This is a genomic window from Bradyrhizobium sp. Pha-3 (genome assembly GCF_042258325.1).
In the GTDB taxonomy this organism is placed as follows: Bacteria; Pseudomonadota; Alphaproteobacteria; order Rhizobiales; family Xanthobacteraceae; genus Bradyrhizobium; species Bradyrhizobium elkanii.
In genome coordinates, this window is sequence record NZ_CP170151.1 from 7,707,811 (window position 1) to 7,726,114 (window position 18,304).

Sequence of the window (18,304 nt, forward strand, 5' to 3'; positions counted from 1 at the left end):
CTCTTCCGGAGACTAACCGGATAGCGAAACGGCAATCTGATTAAACCAAAACGTGCAGAAATGCCCAACGTCCGCGCGGATCAGAAGGCCTTAGCTTCCATTGTAGTTAACGACGTCTGCAGCATTTGAATCGGGGCGCTGGCCTAGTTAGCCTCTGAGTTCGTCGCCGGTCAGATGACGCATTGACGCAATGCTGCGCCTGTTCGAAACATGTTTAATCATTGTCACGCGATACGTATTCACTGCGGACTTTTGCGTGCCGATCCATCCAAATTCGGCTGCACGAACGGCGTGCCGGCGTCATAGCGCGCCTTGGCCGGAAGCACATGAAGCTTCGTCTCTCCGACCGGGTCCACCCAAGGCCAATCGTATCCGCGCCCGGCGTCGAAGAACGCGGGACGGCCTGCGAGGTACATGGAAGCAGGCAAGGCGCGATCCTCGCTTCCGGAATCCCAGTGCGTTTTGTTGGTGAGGTAATCAAAATTGCCATATCGAATCGTGGACATCGCAACCTTTGCGTCCGTCGGATATGGCTTCACGGCGTCCCAGCCGAGCATCCAGACGCCGGCCTTTGCGTCCGTAAAGCGGGTTTCGTACGACCAACCGCCCATCTGACCGGGAATCCCGAGCACATTTCCTATGAAAGACATCCAGTAGGAATACGCCATCAGGCCGGCGGCGCGCCGCGGCCCATTGCGGGGCTGCGACAGATCATCGATCGTCCCGCCAGCCTGATTGTCGAACGCTGCCCGGACGCCACGTAGATAGTTGCGGAAAAACGTGTGATAGATGCTGTTGCCGTGAGTGTCGTCGCTGTCGGCGTTCTGGGCGTAGTTGCCCTCGAACAGAACGTGATGGGCGCCCACCATGTGGCTGGCGTTGAGCCCAGTCTCGATCCAGGCTCCATTCGTATTGATGTAGCCCATGTCCATGTAGTTATAGCCGACCACCGAGCCCGCCCCGGCGGAACGCGCCACCACCAGCTTGTTGGCCCTCACGGCAATTCCATTCTCGATCAGAACTTCCGACGATCCGGCGGAAAGGCTAATGGCATATCCGCCTCCGCCGGGTTGAGCCCAGGCCGCGTCGTGCACGTAGAACTCGCGCAGTTCGACGCGAAAGGAACTGTGAACTGCAAAGCCTTCGCCGTGCCAAACCGAATTGTCGACGTTCTTCGCCCACGAAGAAGCAGCCCAATTGAAGCGAAGATTGCCCGCGTCGCCCCCCTTGAGCGCCAGATCTTCGACGCCCGCGTGTTTCACGTGCGGCTGCGCGAACCGTGACAGTTGAGCGGCGTTTGCTTTCCGGTAGCTGATGTGAATTGGAGTCGTGAAGGTGATCCTGGAACCGGAGACGGTGCTGATCTCCTTGACCTCGGCAACAGGCCGATCAGGTCTCCCGAACCACGATCCAGCGCTTTGCGGCGTCGACGGAAACGCATCGGGTGCAAAGTCGTCGACATACTGAATTGCAGGCTTGTGCTTTTGCCAGACAACCCTGAAATCTTCCGACGCCCAGATCTCCCCTCGTCCCTGCGGGTCGACACGCCAATCAGCGGCCGACGCCTCGTCGAGCAGCACGATCTGTCCAGGCACAAAGCCCGCAGCGTCGTCGACCTCGACCGTCTTTTCGCCCTTGATGGCGTCATTCCGAAGGTTCGCCGATCGCACGGCATTGACCGTATCGCTCGTGCTGGAAAAAAGGGACGGTCCCACCACGACCAGCGGAGACGGCTTGGCACCGACTGCGTCATTGAAAGGTTTCGCGCCATCTTGCTTTTCGACCATCGTCCGGTCCGGACCGGAGCCGCGCAGCGTGATTGCCTTGTTGAGCAGCAGGAAATTGCCGCCATTGACCAGAAACCGTCCCGCCGCCAGTTGCACGACCTGCCCTACAGGACATGCGTTGATTGCGCCCTGGATTGCCGCAGCGTCATCGAGTGTGCCGCCACGAGGCGACAGCGTCGCGCAGATGGTTTTTCGGATGGGTATCCCACCCTCGGCCATCAGGCCGGGTTGCCAGGTCGTCGCGCGATCTGAGGGCAGTATTTCCATCGAGTCGAGAGCAATTGCGGACGAATGGCTTGAGCATGCAACGAAGATCATCGTTGCAGCCAAGCACCGCCAAGGCCGTCGCAGGGCCGTTCGCAGCGTCTGGTGACCAGGGTTGCGCCGCGTCGCGATGACCTTCCGGTTGAACATGCATCCTCTGACTTGCGGCGCCGAACCGACTGGCTTCGCGCCTGCTAGCGTGACCTCACGACATTGACGGGAGTGGACGGCGGCCTGAACCGCGGTCCGTGGATGCGCCGCATTGCTGGACGCCTGGCTATCGCCGAATTTGCCGCGGGACGCGCCTGCCCCCAATATCTGGCGGCTTCAACCGCGGCTATAACGAACACGACCCACAACATTTCGAAGCCGCGCATCCATGTGCTCTCGAGACCGTTCGTAATGGCAACGTAGAGAACGATCGACAGCAGGATCCATGCCCGCGAAAGATCAAACCGCGCCAAGCGACCAATGCCGTGTATCGTCGCAAGGATGAACGCGACAAGCAGGAAAAATCCCGCATAGCCTAGTTCAAGCAATGTGTCTTCATACCCATTGTGGGCGTTGGGCATCTCCTTGACCCAGCCCGGCGCTTCCACGATGCTCGGCGCGTCGGGCCCAACCAGCCAGAACGATTGATAACCCCAGCCCAGCAGCGGCTTCTTTGCGATTTGCATATTTGCAAAATCCCAAATGATGGTACGGCCCGTGAAGGTCGAATCGCCGTACAGCATGTACGACACGCGATTCATGCTGAAGCCGGTGACGAACGAAAAAACCATCCAGCAAATCGGTATCGATACGACGATCACCCACACCGGAACGCGCGTAGCCTTGGAAAGCTTGAGCAGGATCCAGGCGAACACAGGGACAAGCACCGCAAGGGCAAGCGCCGTCTTTGAATTGCTCAGCAGCAGCAGCGCAACAGACATCAGCGCGGTAACAATGCCGAGAATCCGTCGTCGTCCGGGATGAAGCAGTTCATGGAGCGCAAGCAGGAATGCAACGGCAGCGCATTCACCTAGATAGTTCTTGCCCGAAAAATAGCCCGGGTAGCCCCATGTGGCGAACTTCACATCGATCGGCGGCCTACCCATGACGAACAGCATGTTCAGCACGGCAGCGATAAAGAAGCACCAGAACAAGCCGCGCAGCAGGTCGGTCGATCGAGTTGCAACGATCGCCGGGAGCGCGATCGAGGCAATGATCATGGCCTGCTGCATAAATCTGATCAGCGAAGTCTCCGGCTTGAATGCCCAGGCAACGCTCGCCCCGGCCAGCGCAAGGTAGGCAAACAGTATGATCAGGATCGGCGGAAAGCGAAGTCGCGACCGATTGCGCAGCACAACGACGAGCGCGACTGCGGACAGGATCGGCCAAAAGATTTTGCTCTCTGGACGAGCTTCCAAAAGACAAGCCGAGTCCGTCGGACTACAGGTCACGAGGATCAGGGGAAAGGCAATCGTGGCGTAGACACAGGCCAGCAGCGGAATGATCGCGTATCTGTCGATTACCCGGCCGGACGGAGCCGCCAAGCCTGGTCGCTGAGAACGCAATACGGCTTCGTGCATGCTCGGGCCCGTCAACTCCAGTCGCCAAGGCAGCACGCTGATCGTTAATCGCCTGCCTTGCCCGACCGCGGGGCCGCGCAGCGATACGATCAGCTTCTCAATGGCACTGGCGCCAACACGTACCCAGGCACAGCTCCGAACACCAACGATAAGTCAATCTTTCCTGAATTTTTATAGTGAACGCTTCGTTAACGCTTGTCCCCTAGCGTGGCGCACAGGGCGGGCTGTTTCGCTTGGTCGCTTATTATTCCGGGAAATTGTGGATGCCGCGTAAGTACATGTTTACTCGCGCAAATTTCTTCCGAGCCTGTGTCCGGCAGTACCGCGGTCGATGCCGAACGGCGACGACCGCAAGCGGCGTGCAAGCAAGCGCGAAGACGAGACCGGCGTTTACCAAGACTGCGTTCGTTAATCTTCGTTAACCAGGGTCCAATGTCGTGCCGAGAAGTGCGGGCAAGAGTAGTCAACGAACGCCGCGCCTGACCACTCGTGAAGTGGCGCCGGCGCATTCGGCTGGCAATTCCTCGCGTCTCAATGGCCGCCTGTTGGGCGCCCTGGCCATCACAGCGACAATCGCGCTCGCTGGCTGCTCGACCATGCCGACCTCGGGACCGGCAAGCTCCTATGTCCGCGCCGGACAGTCCGACCCTGAAAGCGTGCACTATGCCCTGGTGCGCCTGACGGCTGACACCGAGAGGGTCCTGGTGCGCAACTCTAGGCGGATCGACCGCGTTTTCACGGATCGCCGCGGCCCGCCCGAGATTCGCTTTGGCATCGGCGACACGGTCAGCGTGACGCTGTTTGAATCGATGGCCGGAGGCCTGTTTACTCCAACCGAAGCCGGTACGCGCCAGGGCAATTATGTCACGTTACCCAATCAGGCCGTGAATTACAAAGGCAACATCACGGTTCCGTATGGGGGCTCGATCCGCGCTGCGGGCCGGACGCCGGAGGAAGTCCAAAATGCGATCGTGAAGTCCCTGCAGGACCGTGCGATCGAACCACAGGCAGTGGTTGCGCTGGTGGATCAGAAGGCAACCTCGATCAGCGTATTGGGCGAGGTCGGAACGCCTGCACGCTTGCCTGCAAGCGCCAGCGGCGAGCGGCTGCTCGACATCATCACGCGCGCGGGCGGCCCCAAGAATCCCGGCTTCGATACCTGGGTGACCCTCGAACGCGACGGACGGCAGGGTACCGCACCGTTCGGATCGCTGCTCAGCCAACCGGCAAACAACATCTTCGTTCGCCCCCAAGATACGGTGTACGTATTCACGCAGCCGCAAACCTTCCTCGCGATGGGCGCTTCCGGGCAACAGGGGCAGTTCTCGTTTGGAGCCTGGCGCCTGACACTGGCCGAGGCCATGGCGAAGGCGGGCGGCCTTAAGGATGATCACGCCGACCCTGGGTCCGTGTTTATCTACCGAGGAGAACCACGCGAGGTCGCCAAGCAGCTCGGCGTCGACTGCACTCGCTATAGCGGGCCCCTTGTCCCCGTTATCTATATTCTCGATTTGAGAGATCCCGCCGGCTACTTCATCGCGACAGAATTCGAGATGCGGAATAAGGATGTCATCTTCGCGTCCAATGCAACATCTGTCGAAGCGACAAAGTTCATGACTTACCTTCGGTTGATCATCGGCACCGTGAGCGATCCAATCGTCGCCGGGATCGATGCCTACACGTTAAAGGGACTCGCCAACGGCAGCATCTCCGGCGCGACAACCATCGTTACGTCGTCCCGATGACAACAATTGGCCTGGCGGAATCGGCTCCCGCGGCAAGTATGCTGCCGGCAACCGAATCCGCCGAGGCAACTGCCCGCGATCGGTGGCCTCGCCTTCAGGGACACATTCCTGCGCTCGACGGCGTGCGGGGACTTGCCATCGTGATGGTGATGCTACTGCACTTCGTCGGCAATACGTTGCCGACCAACGCTGTCGAGAAAATCGTCGTCGGAATCACCAACTACGGCTCCTACGGCGTCGAGTTGTTCTTCGTCCTGTCCGGCTTTCTCATCACCGGCATCCTCTATGACTCACGGGAGGAGCCGAATTTCTTTCGCAATTTCTATGTACGGCGCGTGCTGCGCATTTTTCCGCTCTACTATGGCGTGCTCGCACTTGTCTTCTTCGTCGCTCCGCTTTTGAGCCCGCTGCGTGGTCCGACCCTCGACTATCTGGTAGATCGTCAGGCCTGGGCTTGGCTGTACGGAGTTAACGTCTACATCGCATGGAACGGTGACTGGTCATTTTCGTATCTGGAGCATCTCTGGTCGCTTTGCATCGAGGAGCATTTCTATTTCTTCTGGCCGCTCGTCGTATATCTGGTCGCGAAGCAACCGAGAAAGTTGATTGGGGTCAGCGTTGGCCTATCGGTCGCTGCGATGCTCGCTCGCCTGGGCGGCTCCCTGGCGGGACTTAGCTGGTGGACAACCTATGTGTTGACACCGTTTCGCCTGGACGGTCTGGCCCTCGGCGCCTTTCTCGCCGTGGTCGCCCGACAACCGGGCGGACTTCTGCGACTTGTGGGCGCTCTTCCATACGTTGCGACCACTGCATTCGCCTTGCTTTCCCTGACTTTCATCTGGACGCGCCTGGTGACCGACCAAGGTAACGCTTTCGTCCTTCCGGTTCGGTCTTCCATCATCACCGTGCTGCTGGCTTGTCTCCTCATCTGGGTGCTCGTTGTCCCAAAGCATTCCTTGGGATCGCGCCTTTTCTGCAGCCGACCACTGATGTTTCTCGGGACCTATAGCTACGGCCTGTACGTCTACCATCACTTTATATCGTACTATCTCGTGACTCATCGAACCGAGCTGGCACTCGGCGAATGGCTTGGCTCTCACAGCGCAGCCGTGGCAATACAGGCGACAGCGGGCGCGCTCGTCTCGCTGCTAATCGCTTATCTGAGCTATGAATTCGTCGAAAAGCGTTTCCTGGAACTGAAGCGATTCTTCAACGCTCGACGCCCCGTTGCTGCTGGCGACGCATTGGCGCCTTCCCATCCGTACCGCAGCTGATGGCGAGTCTGGTACGGTAGAAGCTTTCGAGAGCGCGAGCTGCTGAACTCCAGGCATACTTGCTTTCGACCAAATGCCTTGCTGAACGTCCGAGATCCGCAGCGCGATCGGCATCACCCAGCAAGCCGCTGACGCGGGCGGCAAAGCTCTCGACATCGTCCGCGATCATGATGTCGCGGTCCGGCACGGCCTCGATCCCCTCCGCGCCCAGGGTTGTCGAGACGATTGCCTTGCCCATCGCCATAGCCTCGACAATCTTGAGCCGCGTCCCGCCTCCCAATCGCAGAGGGACGACGACGACCGCCGCCTCGGCAAGATGCGGTCTCAGATCCGGCACGAAGCCGGTGAACTCGATTTGGGGCCCTGCCAGCGCCAACAAGGCAGGTGGCGGCGACCCGCCGATGATCTTGCAACGCGCATCCGGATGGCTGGCCGCGATCCGCGGCCATATATCGTTGACGAAGTGGATGACACCGTCGACATTCGGTGCATACGACAGGAGGCCAAAGAATACGACGGTGCGTCCGTCGGGCTTCGGATCGTCGGCACGCGGGCGATAGAACTCGATATCCGCGGCATTGGGGATGACGGCGGTCCTGGCTTCCGGCACTTCTTCAAGCAGCCGTCGTTCGTCGGCAGCGCTGCACAGATAGACACCATCTGCGTCACGATAGGTCCCGAGCTCCTCCCTCCGAAGCTTTCGCCAGTTGACTTCGGAATAGAGGCGACGGAACAGGCTGTCGCCGCTTTGGGCGTACTGGCGGGCAAGGTCGTAGTCGATGTTGTGAGAATCCACGACCAATACCGGAAGCTTCTCTCCTGCCGGCGCCTTGCGCAGCGCGTAGTGACCAAGGAACGTGAACTCGAGATTAACCACGTCGAAGCGCGTCGACCCAAGCAAGTCGTCCAGCGTCTGCCGCACTACGTCTGCCGTGATTCGCAAACGCTCGAAGCTGAGTGGCGATACCAGAGAGCGCAGTTGAAGCAGGCGCTTCGGCATCCCATCGCGACCAAACGGGTTACGCACGAGCACCACCTTGCGGCAGTAAGCCTGCATGGCAGTTCGGCATTCCTCGATGTCGTGCTCGTCATCCACGAGCATGACTGTCGTCAGGTCATGGCGCCGAGCCAGCTCCGTCATCAAACCGTGCATGCGCGCCTGCGCGCCTATGCGCGGCGGGCTCGCAGGCATCTGTGACACAAAGAGAATATTTAGGCGGTCTGAGTGCATCGATCCAAACCTGCCTGCCGACATCGACAGGTGCTGAGATGCTCGCTGGGGCCCACATTCACACAGCTCGGCTTACTCAATGCTTAAGCCGGGACTTTGCGTTAATAGTTGCCTCGTTCCTCTTAACGAAACAATGATAGAAAGGCGGCGTGTCCATTTATCCGCTTGGATTTTCGACGTAGAAGCATTGCCGAAGCAGTCTTGGTAGGTTCTCCGCAACGTTACCTCGTGCGGGCCAGCTCCAGCTCAAGCCGCAAAGGCGACGATTGAATGTGCGGTATCTCGGGTATCATCGGCCGGCTTGACGAAAACAACCGGGCCGCGCTCGCTCGGATGAGCAAAGCCATGATCCATCGCGGGCCGGACGGCCACGGCTCGTGGACTTCAACGCCGGATGCCCGCGGCTGGGGTGTCATGCTTGATCACCGCCGCCTCTCGATCCTTGATCTGTCGTCCGCCGGCGCTCAACCGATGGTGGACGATACAACCGGGCATGTGATTTCGTTCAACGGCGAAATCTACAACTATGTCGCCCTGCGCAAACGCCTCGAGAGCGAAGGGCAAACTTTTCGGTCCAGCGGCGACACCGCCGTCATGTTGCGGGCACTCGGCCTGCATGGCCTGGAGGCAGTCGGGTGGCTGCGCGGCATGTTCGCATTTGCAAGCTGGGATCCGCAGCAGCGACGACTTATGCTTGCGCGCGACCAGCTCGGCATCAAGCCGCTCTATATCGCACAGTCCAGCAATCCGAACACGACCTGGTCGCTGATATTTGCATCCGAACTGCGTGCATTGCTGGCCTCAGGCTTGCTCGGAACGCCGCGTCTTGATCCGCAAGCGGTTGCGAGCAGCGTATGGAACGGCTTTGTTGTCGGCCCTTGCACCGCCGTTCAGGGCGTTGAACTTCTTGCGCCAGGTCACTACGCCGAGTTTGACGGGACAGGCCGTAGAATAGGCGAGCACGATTTCTGGCGCATCCCCGGAGAGTCGCCAGAACCGACAATGGACGAAGCGACGCTTGCCTCGATCCTCGAAGAAGGGATGAAGCTTCACCTCGCCAGCGATGTGCCGCTCGCGGTTTTCCTGTCAGGCGGCATCGATTCCTCCGCGATGGCGAATCTCGCGCAACGGGCCGCTGACGCTCCGGTTCATACTTTCACGCTCGCGTTCGAGGACCAGCAGTTCAACGAAGCGCCGTTCGCGAGGCAGACCGCTGCGGCAATCGGCACTCAGCATCATGAGGTGATGTTGTCCGAGCAACGGTTCGTCGACAGTCTGGACGACGCCCTCGATAGTCTCGACCAGCCAACGTTCGATGGACTGAACGCTTATTTCATCTCCCGGGCTATTCGCGAAGCAGGCTTTACCGTCGCGCTGTCGGGAACCGGCGGCGACGAGCTGTTCGGCGGGTATCCGACCTATCGCGATCTTCCGATCTTGCAGCAGTGGTGTCATCGGGGCCGCGCATTTCCCAGAAAATGGCAGGCCACGGCTGCATCTTTGTTGACATGGCCCCTGCGACGATCCTCGCATCCCGTGCCGCCTCAGACGCGCTGGGCGAAGCTTCCGGATATGGTCGATCGTAGCGAGGATTTGCTGGCGTTATACCAGATGGCCTACGCGCTCTTCCTGCCTGGATTTCAGGATGAATTGCTTGCACCGGATTTCGCGGGCGCGATTGTGGACGGCCTTCCCGACGCGATGCGCCGGCGGCTGATGGCCGAAACGGCAGGCCGTACCGCTGTTTCCGCCATTAGCGTGATGGAACAACGTCTCTTTTTGGGTGAACGCCTCCTGCGCGACAATGATGCAGCAAGCATGGCCAGTTCGCTCGAGCAGCGCGTTCCGCTGGTCGACCACGTATTGTTTGAAAGCGTCGACGCCCTGCCGGACCCGGCGCGATATCAACCGTTGGGCCGCAAAGATATGCTTCGGCGGATCGGATTGCGCGGGCTCGATCCTGCGCTCTTCGAGCGCCCAAAGACCGGCTTCGTCATGCCCTTTGACCGGTGGATTCGCCGCGGATTGAAGGACGCCATGGATCGGACGATGCGCGATCCGCAGGCGATCGCACCTACGGGCCTAGATCCCACCGCGGTCGAGCGACTTTGGCGAGCCTTTCTCGACGGAGCGCCAGGCATGTACTGGTCGCGGGTCTGGTCCATCTATGCGTTTGTCCGTTGGTGCCATCGCAACGGCGTTTACGCATGAATAGCGAGTGCCCTCACCGGCTTGCTCGCCGCTCACTCTGACCATTCGTCCAATCGATTACGTCGAACTCGAGCCCTCGCTTCAGCATCTCCGCCTCAAGATCGTTGGCATGCCGCTTCCATTCGGCCGTCGACCGGACTCGGAATTTTGGATCTTTGCCGCTTGCCTCGAATTCATCGTCGGCCTTTAGCGCGCCGCGGATAGCTTCATATATCATCCTCCGACTGGGATCGGTGATGGCACCGCAGGCCATTGGTTTCAGTGTCTCGATCTCGTCGAAGTTTTTGCTCATGACGATGGTCGATCCTCATCTACGCGCGCCAGCGCGGCTTCGATGACCTCGATCTCCTCGCGGAGGATATCGCTCACGATCGACGGCTTGAACCCTGGTATGCTGTGCACCTGAACATCATCCAGCAATTGCTGACGATGGTGCCTCAGCTTTTCCAGGACTTGGCGATCCTTCAACGCAACGTAGCCGGCAACGATCTGCTCGATGGCTTTCATCGGAAATGCGCTCTACAATAGGAATAACGTACTGCAATCTCTCAAATAAACTGGCCAAGTCGCTTCCTGACAAGACCCTCGCCTTTGTGCTCGTGCGGTAGCGTTAACGCTCAGTCCGTAAAAACCCGGGCCATCCACGAAATGAATCTACCGCTGATCGGGATCCGGCTGAAAGCGAAGAAGTAAGTTCGATCGGCCCTGGCGCCGGCCGGCTTTTCCTGGACTACCAGGCAGGACGATTTGCATACCCGCCCACGTGTAATCCGCCGCCTGGTCGAAACCGGATTGAAGGCAAAGGCGAAGCAGTTGGAACAACGGCCCGCGAAGACAGTGAGACTTGGGAATGCCCTTTATCTGATCGGGTGCTTTGTTGCGGCCATTTGCATCGCCACCGGCGCCATCACGGCGATCGTCATGCACAATTCAGGTGGTGTTTTTGACGTGGCGTTTGCCCCAATTGTTGGAGGCGTCATCGCCGCCCTCGGCCTCATCTCGTGCCTCATCGGCCGATGTCTGCCGCTACATCCTCTCCGGTCATTGACACAGGCTGGTTCACGACTCTCATCATCGGGATGCTGCCCTGCATTACTGCTGGGTCAATCCGTCAGAGATATTGACGGCAGACCTCCCGTCGTGCGTCAGCGGCAGTCGTGACTCTCCCTTTTGGCTCGACAAGCAGTGCCGGCGCTTGGTTCTCAGTCGTTCTAGAGAGCTCGCCCGAGTTCCATGCGAAGACAACGATCTATCCGCCCTCGCGCTGCGCCGGGATGTGATCGGTAACGCGTCACCTGTGTTACGAAAGTTCCAAACTCGCCTAACGCCAATCGTCCTCGCACCCGCCGTTAGCGGCCCGCGTTTGGCACCGCCTGTTGCAGCCAGGTTACAGCAATTCCGCACGTGTCTGATAGGCGATGAACTTGGGGCAGGGCCAGTACAAGAAAGTTGGAATGCAAAACATGAAGAAAATTCTGCTCGTCACCGCAAGCATGATCGCGCTCGGCGCGGTCGCGCCCGCTTCCGCGGCTGATCTCGCGCCTCAGCCCTACACCAAGGCTCCGCCCTATGTTGCTCCGACTCCGATCTACAACTGGACCGGATTCTATATCGGTGGTCACGTCGGTGGTGCGTTCGGTGGCAGCGACAACGTCCTCGCCCCCGGCTTCGGCGGTGGCAACGACGGTGTGTTCATGGGCGGCGTGCAGGCTGGCTATGATTACCAGTTCGCGCCGAGCTGGGTGATGGGTCTTGAAGCCAACTATAGTTTTCTGGATACCAGTTCGAGCTTCGCCAATCGCGGCCTCGGTTCGGTAACCGGCCGCCTCGGCTACACCTGGGGTCCGGCGCTGCTTTACGTCAAGGGCGGCTATGCCTGGGCTGACACGCGCTTCTCAAACGGCTTCGGCGGCGACGGCGGCCGTGACGGCTACACCGTCGGTGCCGGTCTCGAATACATGTTTACCCAGAACTGGTCGGGCAAGCTCGAATACCAGTACTATGACTTCGGCACCGTCAACGTGCGCGATTCTCTCGGCTTCATCGGCAGCTTCCGCAACGACCAGCACACCATCAAGGCTGGCCTGAACTACAGGTTCAACCTGGGCGGCCCGGCCGTCGCTAGGTACTGATCGCTCGCTTGACTCCAAGCGACATGAAAGCTCCGGGCCAAACAAAGGCCCGGAGCTTTTTCGTTGGAGCGGTGGTTCCTTCCGGATTGGAAGCCTCCTGCGCGGTCGGCGCGTGACAGACTGATCTGTGACGGTATGACGCACGACGATCAATGCGCCATGGAACGGACCTCCAAGGGACGATGGCAGCTCACGCTCATCGGGCTGATGGAATGCGAACAGGAGGCCCGCTGCGAGCGGTTTGGTTCGGCTGGTGAATTGGGCGGGCCGGTTGGATTTGCCGCTTGAGCGCCCCGCGCTGCGGGGCTTCAGCGCCGACGCCGCATCTGTACGGCCTTCAGATAGTCGGCAACCTGCTCAGCCCAATCGGCGGGTGGGGCCACGCCGGTCACTTGCGGGCTGCAACCGCAGCCAACGCAGATCGGGTGGGTGTCGTGATCGCTCTCGAAGCTATAGGCATCCGCGCCGTCGGTAATCACGCACGGCGTCATGTCGGAGCGCTTGCGGTCGCAGCGGTTCATCATGGCCTCCGTTCCCCGGCGAGTGCTAGCCGACACACTTTGCGAGTCCAGTGCTGGATCATGAGTCGCCCACCACCGCCGAGGAGAATGCAAAGTGAGACGCATTCGACGGAACAGCAACACGCGTGAGTGTTTTGGTTGTTGATTGATTATGATGCAATCGTGACGATGGAACCGGTGCTGTTGGCACGGACTGCACATCCCATCACGAGGCGATTGTGATCTCATACGTGCATCGGATCGACCAAGCACGCGCATCGGCTCGGCCAATCCGAAATACTGGCAAAGACGGCTCCGGCGCGGCCCTCAGACAGCACGTCGGGGTCGTCGCTTGTGTCAGCGGAGCTTGCGAGATTGGCGACAGCCATGAAGTGTCATTGTCGGATATGCACGTGCGCGTGTTGACGCGGCGTTGCGGTGCTCAATAGCTTTGCCGGTTGGGGTGGCTTGATGCGCGGTGATGGCGATGTCGAGAATAGAAGTGAGCGCGGAAGAGAAGGAATTGATTCTAATGCTGCGCGAGTGGAAACGCGACGTGCGCGGATTTGGGTCGTCCGAGGTTTTGATTTCACGCCAGCATGGACGCGGCTGGGAAATCAGGCTTGCGCTCAACGCGGATCAAATGTCGTCCATCGGATTGAGTTTCGGCTTGGCTTGGAATGCGCTCGCGGCAACACAGTTGGGTGCCGCACGACAGGACGACATTGGGCGTGCATGAATTATGATACAACCATTGCAACGGAACCGGCTGTGTTGGCACAAAGTGCACTTCCGTCTTGAGCCGAGTGTGATCTGATCATCGCTCGGATCAGCCGGGCCCCACACCGCATCAAACTCGGATAGTCCGAAACACTGGCGAAGACGGCTCCGACGTCGAAACCCCTCAGACTCACGTCGGAGCCGTCGAAAAATGGTGGCGCCAATGAAAAATCGAACTGGCACCGAATGGGCCATCATCGCCGCTGAATGCTGGCTCGCAGTGGTCGCGGTGGCAATCTTGCTGATCGCGCTACACCCGGAAGTTGGCTGATTGCGACTCGCGCGGCTGTTTAGACGCAGTCACCGCAGAGCCATTCCAGGAGCGACCACGCGGTCGGCGAACCTACAGCGTCTCGAATATGCTTCAACGAGCAACCGTAGATGGAGATTCAGGAGTTGCGCTGTTGGCTGCGTCGTCCGACTGTTCGGCGGCAACGACGGAACGAATTTCGTCAATCCGTCGACAAGCGCGGATCGCACACTCTCTTAACTCATCGATCGATTGCGTTTCTGCCCGTGTCTTTTCTATCGCTTCGATTTGCGAATTGAGGGCTGCAAGTTCTGCCTGGAGCAGCTCCAGTAGCGATTGGTTGGAACCGACCGCCCTCTCCACCCTTTTTGCCCGCATTGTCATCCCCAAATACGGTTGTACGTTCGTGACAACGATTCGTGGCGCCATTATGAATCCAAATGCCCCCAGCTGGACCGGGGCCTCGCGTCGCCGCCAGAACGTTACCAACGGAGTCCGATCGCACTGCCGAACTGATCGTTCATTGCAAGACGCGCAATTTCGTTCGGGACCTTGAGCACGACTCATCGGCGAAAGTCGAACTTCGAACGAAAACGCCCTTGATCGTGTTCTTATATTTATCGCGACTGCAAATGCACGGCCTTTGCCAAGGCTCGCGCCGCCTCTGCCGGAGACGCCTTGTCGGTATCGCCGTCGACCATGAGGTTAGCGGCGCGCATCGCCTCAACGGGAACCGAGCCGACAAGCGGAACGAGTGCTCGCTTCAGCCGCGCATCGGCGGCGCGCTTTGGCGCGACGAGGATCAACGCATCATAGGAAGGGATCGCATGCTTCGGGTCGGCCAGCACGAGAAGATCAAGCGCCGCGATACGCCCGTCGCTGGAGAACGCGGAGATGACATCGGTCTCGCCGGATTCGAGAGCATGATACATCATCGTTGGATTGAACGAGCGCCGCGTTCCGAACGACAGACCATAGGCATCCTTAAGCGAGCGCCATTCCGGTCGTCCCAGGAACTCAAGGTCATCGCCGATGGTGAGTTGAGGTGAAACACGAGCAAGATCGGCAAGCGACGCGACGTTTAGTGCCTGCGCTCTTTCTCGTTTCATCGCGAGAACGTAGGCATTTTCAAAACCAAGCGCGCCAAGCACCGTGACGCCCTGCTCTGCTTTCATCCAGCGGACGATCTCCGCCTGCATCTCCTCGCGTGGTGGCATGTCGGTGCGGCCGATGACATTGCGCCAGAGCGTGCCGGAGTAATCGACGTAAGCATCAATGTCATTGTGAGCCAGCGCGCGGAAGGCGATAGCCGAACCGAGCCCATCCTTACGCGTTACGCCGACTCCCTCGGCCTTCAGTCGGTCACCCATCAGCTCCGCCAGAATGAACTGTTCGGAGAAACTCTTCGCGCCGATGACATAGGTTGCTGCTTCGTTCGAGAGCAGCGGCGCGAGACCGGCGAGCGTGCCGAGAGCAAGCCCGGCGATACCGAACACCACACGCTTCCTGCTGCGTTCGGACGCTCCTGTCTCGACGAGACCGAGACAGAAGTCGGTGATCAGGGCAAGCCCGGCGGCGGCGATGCAGCCGAACAGCACGGAAATCCAATTCTCAGTTTGCAATCCCGTAAAAATGTAATTGCCAAGGCTGGTTTGGCCGACGGGCGTGGAAAGCGTGGCTGCCCCAATCGTCCATACAGCTGCAGTCCGCACCCCGGCCATGATGACAGGCGTGGCGAGCGGCGCCTTGACGCGTGTCAGAATCTGCTGGGGCGTCATACCAACGCCCTCTGCCGCTTCGACGACAGCAGGACTGATGCCATTCAAGCCAACCACACTGTTGCGCAAGATCGGAAGCATGGCATAGAGCGTCAATGCAATCAGCGTCGGCAAGAATCCCAGCGCGGGGATGCCGAAGCCGAACAGCCGTGCCGTCAATGTCGAGAGCGCAAGGAGCAACGGATAGAACAGTGCGAGCAACGCAAGTCCCGGTATGGTCTGGATCAAGCTCGCGATGGCAAGCACCAGCCTGCGTAGCCATGGTCGATCCGCTGCGAGGGCAGCCAGCGGCAGGCTGACGAGCAGTCCAAGCGCCAGCGCCATGGCGCAAAGTACAATATGTGGCGTGAGATAAGTGGGAAGCAGGCGCCAGGCGTCGAACAAAGCGTCTAATCGGGCACTGGAAAGCAGCTCCGCGCCGGCATCAGGCACGGACAGGTCCGTTCCTGGTCGCAAGGGCGGCGATACGTTCCGCTTGACGTCGCGGCACTTCCATTAAGGCGGTAACGTCCGGATCGTCAGACCCAGAGCCCATCATCAAGGCGTGCGGCGTATCGTCGGCGAGTATGCGGCCGTTCTTCATGACGACGATTCGATCAGCCATCAGCGCGGCCTCCTGGATGTCATGGGTAACCATCAGTGTCGTCATGCCGAACCGGTCGTGCAGCTCGCGGTAGGAAGAACCCAGGCTGTCGCGGGTGACAGGATCGAGCGCGCCCAACGGCTCGTCCATCAGAACAATGCGCGGTCGGGCGGCGATCGCACGCGCGACGCCAATCCGTTGGCGCTGACCTCCGGACAGCATGTGCGGAAAGCGGCTGGCGTAATCCTGCGGCAAGTCCACCATATCCAGCATCTCGGCCACCCGCGCTTCGATCGCCTTCGCCTGCCAACCACGCAACCTGAGTGTTACGGCAATGTTGTCGGCAACGCGCATGTGCGGAAACAAACCGATACCCTGAAAGACATAGCCGATGCTCCGCCGCAGCATCGGCGGCTCGGCTTCGCTAACAGGCACTCCGTCGATCCTGACTTCTCCAACGTCAGGATCGACGAGTCGATTGATGGTCTTCAGCAGCGTGGTCTTGCCAGATCCCGAGCCGCCCACGAGCGCAACCAGTGAACCCTGCTGCACGTCGAGCGATACGTTGGAAACAGCAACATTCCGCCCTCCATCGTAGGATTTTGATACAGCATCGATCTTGATGTACGGCACGGAAGCAGACGGATTCGAAATCGGCGAAGCTGTCATGAGCAAGGCCTCCCTGTAGACTGCTGAACTGGCGGAAAGTAACCATGCAGGAGTCAGCGCATGATCCACTTGGGTGCACAGGTCCCCGGGTCACCCTCACGCCCATCTTGGGAAAGCGAGCCCGTCACGGCTCCAACGCGACCTGCAAGCCGTCGTCGCCCTCAATATGAACGTAACGGGGTCCGATCGGACGCCCCCTGCCGCTGGCAACAGTGACAATGTCTTTCAGGGGAGCGGCGCGCGCATCCGCCTCAGGGCGTGACAACATCAGATCGGCGTGAAACAGCCCTTCCGACTCAAGACCGGTAGCATCGACGCCAAGAGCCACTAGGCTGGCCAAGCAACTTTCAAACTCTTCGGCATCGCGAAAACGACGCTGGATAAAAGTCGCGCCGGTAAGACGTTCTGTCACGAGGCCACGCTTCTCGAACGTCGCGGCTAGCGAATCGAACGGGAACATTCGCAGCACGAACGAAATGATCCATGGACGCTTCTCTGTCGCATCGAGAATCTTGCTGAACGTCTTCTCGGTGACGTAGCCGATGCACCCCGTCGACATGATGACATCCGCGGATCGGATAAGATCCGCGCTGTCCGCCGACAGCGCCTCCGTTTCAAGATCAGCGACAATGCCCTGCTCAAGCAGACCGACACCCGTTGCATACCTTATCGCCGGCGCCGATACATCGAGACCGATAAATCGCGCCAGACCGACATCCGGCCAAGCCGCATAAAAATTGCGATCGAGACGCACCAATGTCTCAGAACCGATTGCCCTCATCTCGCGTCGAGCGTAGCGATGGCGCAAGCCCCCGAAAGTCAGTGGAAACCGATGCACCGCTGCGTTGATTCCGTATGAACAGCCAACATCAAGCACGGTCGGCTTGACGCCGGTTTCCGAAACCTTCGCTGCCATAATTTGGCGCACAACCGGCTCAGCCACGTCCGGGATCATGTAATCCAAATCTCCCAGGACAGAGAAATATGCCCTGGGATCATCCAGGGCATAAATATCATCGAAGACGGCCTTGGACTGATTGATGCGCGAAAAATGTGTTTGCAACCCGGTCTCCTATTTCAATTTACAAGCCACTCGACGGCTGCTGCGTTCAAGTGCTTGATGCCTTATTGCAGAGATTGACCGGCGCACAAACCCATTGCGCTTTTTCAACCTCGCTTCGTGGAACTGCGCTGAGCACTGATGTGCACGCGCGTGTAACGCGGCCTCCTTTTCGAGACCATCGCCTGTTGGGGCGGCTTGATGTGCGGTCAGGATGATGTCGAAAATGCCAGTTGCTCTGGCAGAGAAGAGAATCAACTCTAATGCTGCACGAATGAAAGCGTGCGGGCAACCGGCCTCGATAGTCGACAATGCAGGTCAGGCGCGGACGCGGCACGCTCACATTGCGCGCCCGGTGGCGCCAGCCGCAGCACCGAAGAACATTTCGCAGAAGCATGGAATGCACTCGCACCAGCACAGTTGCCGACAACAGGTTGAGACCGCGCCAATAGGAAGGCCGCTCAGATAG

15 protein-coding genes are annotated in these 18,304 nt (G+C 59.4%); 5 read left to right on the forward strand and 10 right to left on the reverse strand.

Going from position 1 to position 18,304, the window contains the following annotated elements; all coding sequences use genetic code 11:
* Positions 1-239: 239 nt before the first annotated feature.
* Both ACE10X_RS36725 and ACE10X_RS36730 read right to left on the reverse strand, forming a co-directional pair.
* Complete coding sequence (locus tag ACE10X_RS36725) at positions 240-2,105, reverse strand: glycoside hydrolase family 55 protein (protein WP_244435673.1); 1,866 nt, start codon at positions 2,103-2,105, stop codon at positions 240-242.
* 140 nt (positions 2,106-2,245) lie between these two features.
* On the reverse strand, positions 2,246-3,622 hold the full coding sequence (locus ACE10X_RS36730) for an O-antigen ligase (RefSeq protein ID WP_244435672.1): 1,377 nt from the start codon (positions 3,620-3,622) through the stop codon (positions 2,246-2,248).
* 545 nt (positions 3,623-4,167) lie between these two features.
* Here ACE10X_RS36730 and ACE10X_RS36735 point away from each other — a divergent pair.
* Both ACE10X_RS36735 and ACE10X_RS36740 read left to right on the forward strand, forming a co-directional pair.
* Positions 4,168-5,367: a polysaccharide biosynthesis/export family protein gene (locus ACE10X_RS36735; protein WP_375764641.1), complete on the forward strand. Its 1,200-nt coding sequence runs from the start codon at positions 4,168-4,170 to the stop codon at positions 5,365-5,367.
* On the forward strand, positions 5,364-6,641 hold the full coding sequence (locus tag ACE10X_RS36740) for an acyltransferase family protein (protein ID WP_375763596.1): 1,278 nt from the start codon (positions 5,364-5,366) through the stop codon (positions 6,639-6,641). The genes ACE10X_RS36735 and ACE10X_RS36740 overlap by 4 nt, the downstream gene beginning before the upstream one ends.
* Here ACE10X_RS36740 and ACE10X_RS36745 read toward each other — a convergent pair.
* On the reverse strand, positions 6,577-7,794 hold the full coding sequence (locus ACE10X_RS36745; protein WP_244435670.1) for a glycosyltransferase family 4 protein: 1,218 nt from the start codon (positions 7,792-7,794) through the stop codon (positions 6,577-6,579). The genes ACE10X_RS36740 and ACE10X_RS36745 overlap by 65 nt on opposite strands.
* Before the next feature lie 348 nt (positions 7,795-8,142).
* On the opposite strand from ACE10X_RS36745, the gene asnB reads away from it, so the two are divergent.
* Positions 8,143-10,083 carry an asparagine synthase (glutamine-hydrolyzing) gene (asnB, locus tag ACE10X_RS36750; RefSeq protein ID WP_375763597.1) on the forward strand — a complete coding sequence of 647 codons (1,941 nt, stop codon included), beginning with the start codon at positions 8,143-8,145 and terminating at the stop codon, positions 10,081-10,083.
* Positions 10,084-10,096: 13 nt separating this feature from the next.
* On the opposite strand, the gene ACE10X_RS36755 is transcribed toward asnB, so the two are convergent.
* Complete coding sequence (locus tag ACE10X_RS36755) at positions 10,097-10,375, reverse strand: hypothetical protein (RefSeq protein WP_375763598.1); 279 nt, start codon at positions 10,373-10,375, stop codon at positions 10,097-10,099.
* Positions 10,372-10,590 carry a hypothetical protein gene (locus ACE10X_RS36760; protein ID WP_375763599.1) on the reverse strand — a complete coding sequence of 73 codons (219 nt, stop codon included), beginning with the start codon at positions 10,588-10,590 and terminating at the stop codon, positions 10,372-10,374. The genes ACE10X_RS36755 and ACE10X_RS36760 overlap by 4 nt, the downstream gene beginning before the upstream one ends.
* A gap of 956 nt (positions 10,591-11,546) precedes the next feature.
* On the opposite strand from ACE10X_RS36760, the gene ACE10X_RS36765 reads away from it, so the two are divergent.
* A complete protein-coding gene (locus ACE10X_RS36765) occupies positions 11,547-12,215 on the forward strand; it encodes an outer membrane protein (RefSeq protein ID WP_212055559.1) in 669 nt (222 codons plus the stop codon).
* Between the two features lie 308 nt (positions 12,216-12,523).
* On the opposite strand, the gene ACE10X_RS36770 is transcribed toward ACE10X_RS36765, so the two are convergent.
* On the reverse strand, positions 12,524-12,739 hold the full coding sequence (locus tag ACE10X_RS36770; protein WP_375763600.1) for a hypothetical protein: 216 nt from the start codon (positions 12,737-12,739) through the stop codon (positions 12,524-12,526).
* 457 nt (positions 12,740-13,196) lie between these two features.
* On the opposite strand from ACE10X_RS36770, the gene ACE10X_RS36775 reads away from it, so the two are divergent.
* Positions 13,197-13,454, forward strand: coding sequence for a hypothetical protein (locus tag ACE10X_RS36775; protein WP_038382311.1), 258 nt, complete (start codon positions 13,197-13,199; stop codon positions 13,452-13,454).
* A 405-nt stretch (positions 13,455-13,859) separates the two neighbouring features.
* On the opposite strand, the gene ACE10X_RS36780 is transcribed toward ACE10X_RS36775, so the two are convergent.
* From ACE10X_RS36780 to ACE10X_RS36795, 4 genes are all read right to left on the reverse strand, one after another.
* A complete protein-coding gene (locus tag ACE10X_RS36780; protein ID WP_375763601.1) occupies positions 13,860-14,174 on the reverse strand; it encodes a hypothetical protein in 315 nt (104 codons plus the stop codon).
* Between the two features lie 188 nt (positions 14,175-14,362).
* Positions 14,363-15,847, reverse strand: a complete 1,485-nt coding sequence (locus tag ACE10X_RS36785; RefSeq protein ID WP_375764642.1) for an ABC transporter permease/substrate-binding protein — start codon at positions 15,845-15,847, stop codon at positions 14,363-14,365.
* Positions 15,848-15,947: 100 nt separating this feature from the next.
* A complete protein-coding gene (locus ACE10X_RS36790) occupies positions 15,948-16,775 on the reverse strand; it encodes an ATP-binding cassette domain-containing protein (RefSeq protein WP_375763602.1) in 828 nt (275 codons plus the stop codon).
* A 124-nt stretch (positions 16,776-16,899) separates the two neighbouring features.
* The gene (locus tag ACE10X_RS36795) at positions 16,900-17,838 is read right to left on the reverse strand and encodes a class I SAM-dependent methyltransferase (RefSeq protein WP_375763603.1); all 939 of its coding nucleotides are present in this window, start codon (positions 17,836-17,838) and stop codon (positions 16,900-16,902) included.
* Positions 17,839-18,304: the final 466 nt, after the last annotated feature.

Excerpts from the sequence above, each read along its gene's own strand:
- ACE10X_RS36725 (WP_244435673.1), bottom strand. The coding sequence starts at position 2,105 with ATGATCTTCGTTGCATGCTCAAGCCATTCGTCCGCAATTGCTCTCGAC.
- ACE10X_RS36730 (WP_244435672.1), bottom strand. The coding sequence starts at position 3,622 with ATGCACGAAGCCGTATTGCGTTCTCAGCGACCAGGCTTGGCGGCTCCG.
- ACE10X_RS36740 (WP_375763596.1), top strand. The coding sequence starts at position 5,364 with ATGACAACAATTGGCCTGGCGGAATCGGCTCCCGCGGCAAGTATGCTG.
- ACE10X_RS36745 (WP_244435670.1), bottom strand. The coding sequence starts at position 7,794 with ATGCACGGTTTGATGACGGAGCTGGCTCGGCGCCATGACCTGACGACA.
- asnB (WP_375763597.1), top strand. The coding sequence starts at position 8,143 with ATGTGCGGTATCTCGGGTATCATCGGCCGGCTTGACGAAAACAACCGG.
- ACE10X_RS36755 (WP_375763598.1), bottom strand. The coding sequence starts at position 10,375 with ATGAGCAAAAACTTCGACGAGATCGAGACACTGAAACCAATGGCCTGC.
- ACE10X_RS36760 (WP_375763599.1), bottom strand. The coding sequence starts at position 10,590 with ATGAAAGCCATCGAGCAGATCGTTGCCGGCTACGTTGCGTTGAAGGAT.
- ACE10X_RS36765 (WP_212055559.1), top strand. The coding sequence starts at position 11,547 with ATGAAGAAAATTCTGCTCGTCACCGCAAGCATGATCGCGCTCGGCGCG.
- ACE10X_RS36770 (WP_375763600.1), bottom strand. The coding sequence starts at position 12,739 with ATGATGAACCGCTGCGACCGCAAGCGCTCCGACATGACGCCGTGCGTG.
- ACE10X_RS36775 (WP_038382311.1), top strand. The coding sequence starts at position 13,197 with ATGGCGATGTCGAGAATAGAAGTGAGCGCGGAAGAGAAGGAATTGATT.
- ACE10X_RS36780 (WP_375763601.1), bottom strand. The coding sequence starts at position 14,174 with ATGGCGCCACGAATCGTTGTCACGAACGTACAACCGTATTTGGGGATG.
- ACE10X_RS36785 (WP_375764642.1), bottom strand. The coding sequence starts at position 15,847 with ATGGCGCTGGCGCTTGGACTGCTCGTCAGCCTGCCGCTGGCTGCCCTC.
- ACE10X_RS36790 (WP_375763602.1), bottom strand. The coding sequence starts at position 16,775 with ATGACAGCTTCGCCGATTTCGAATCCGTCTGCTTCCGTGCCGTACATC.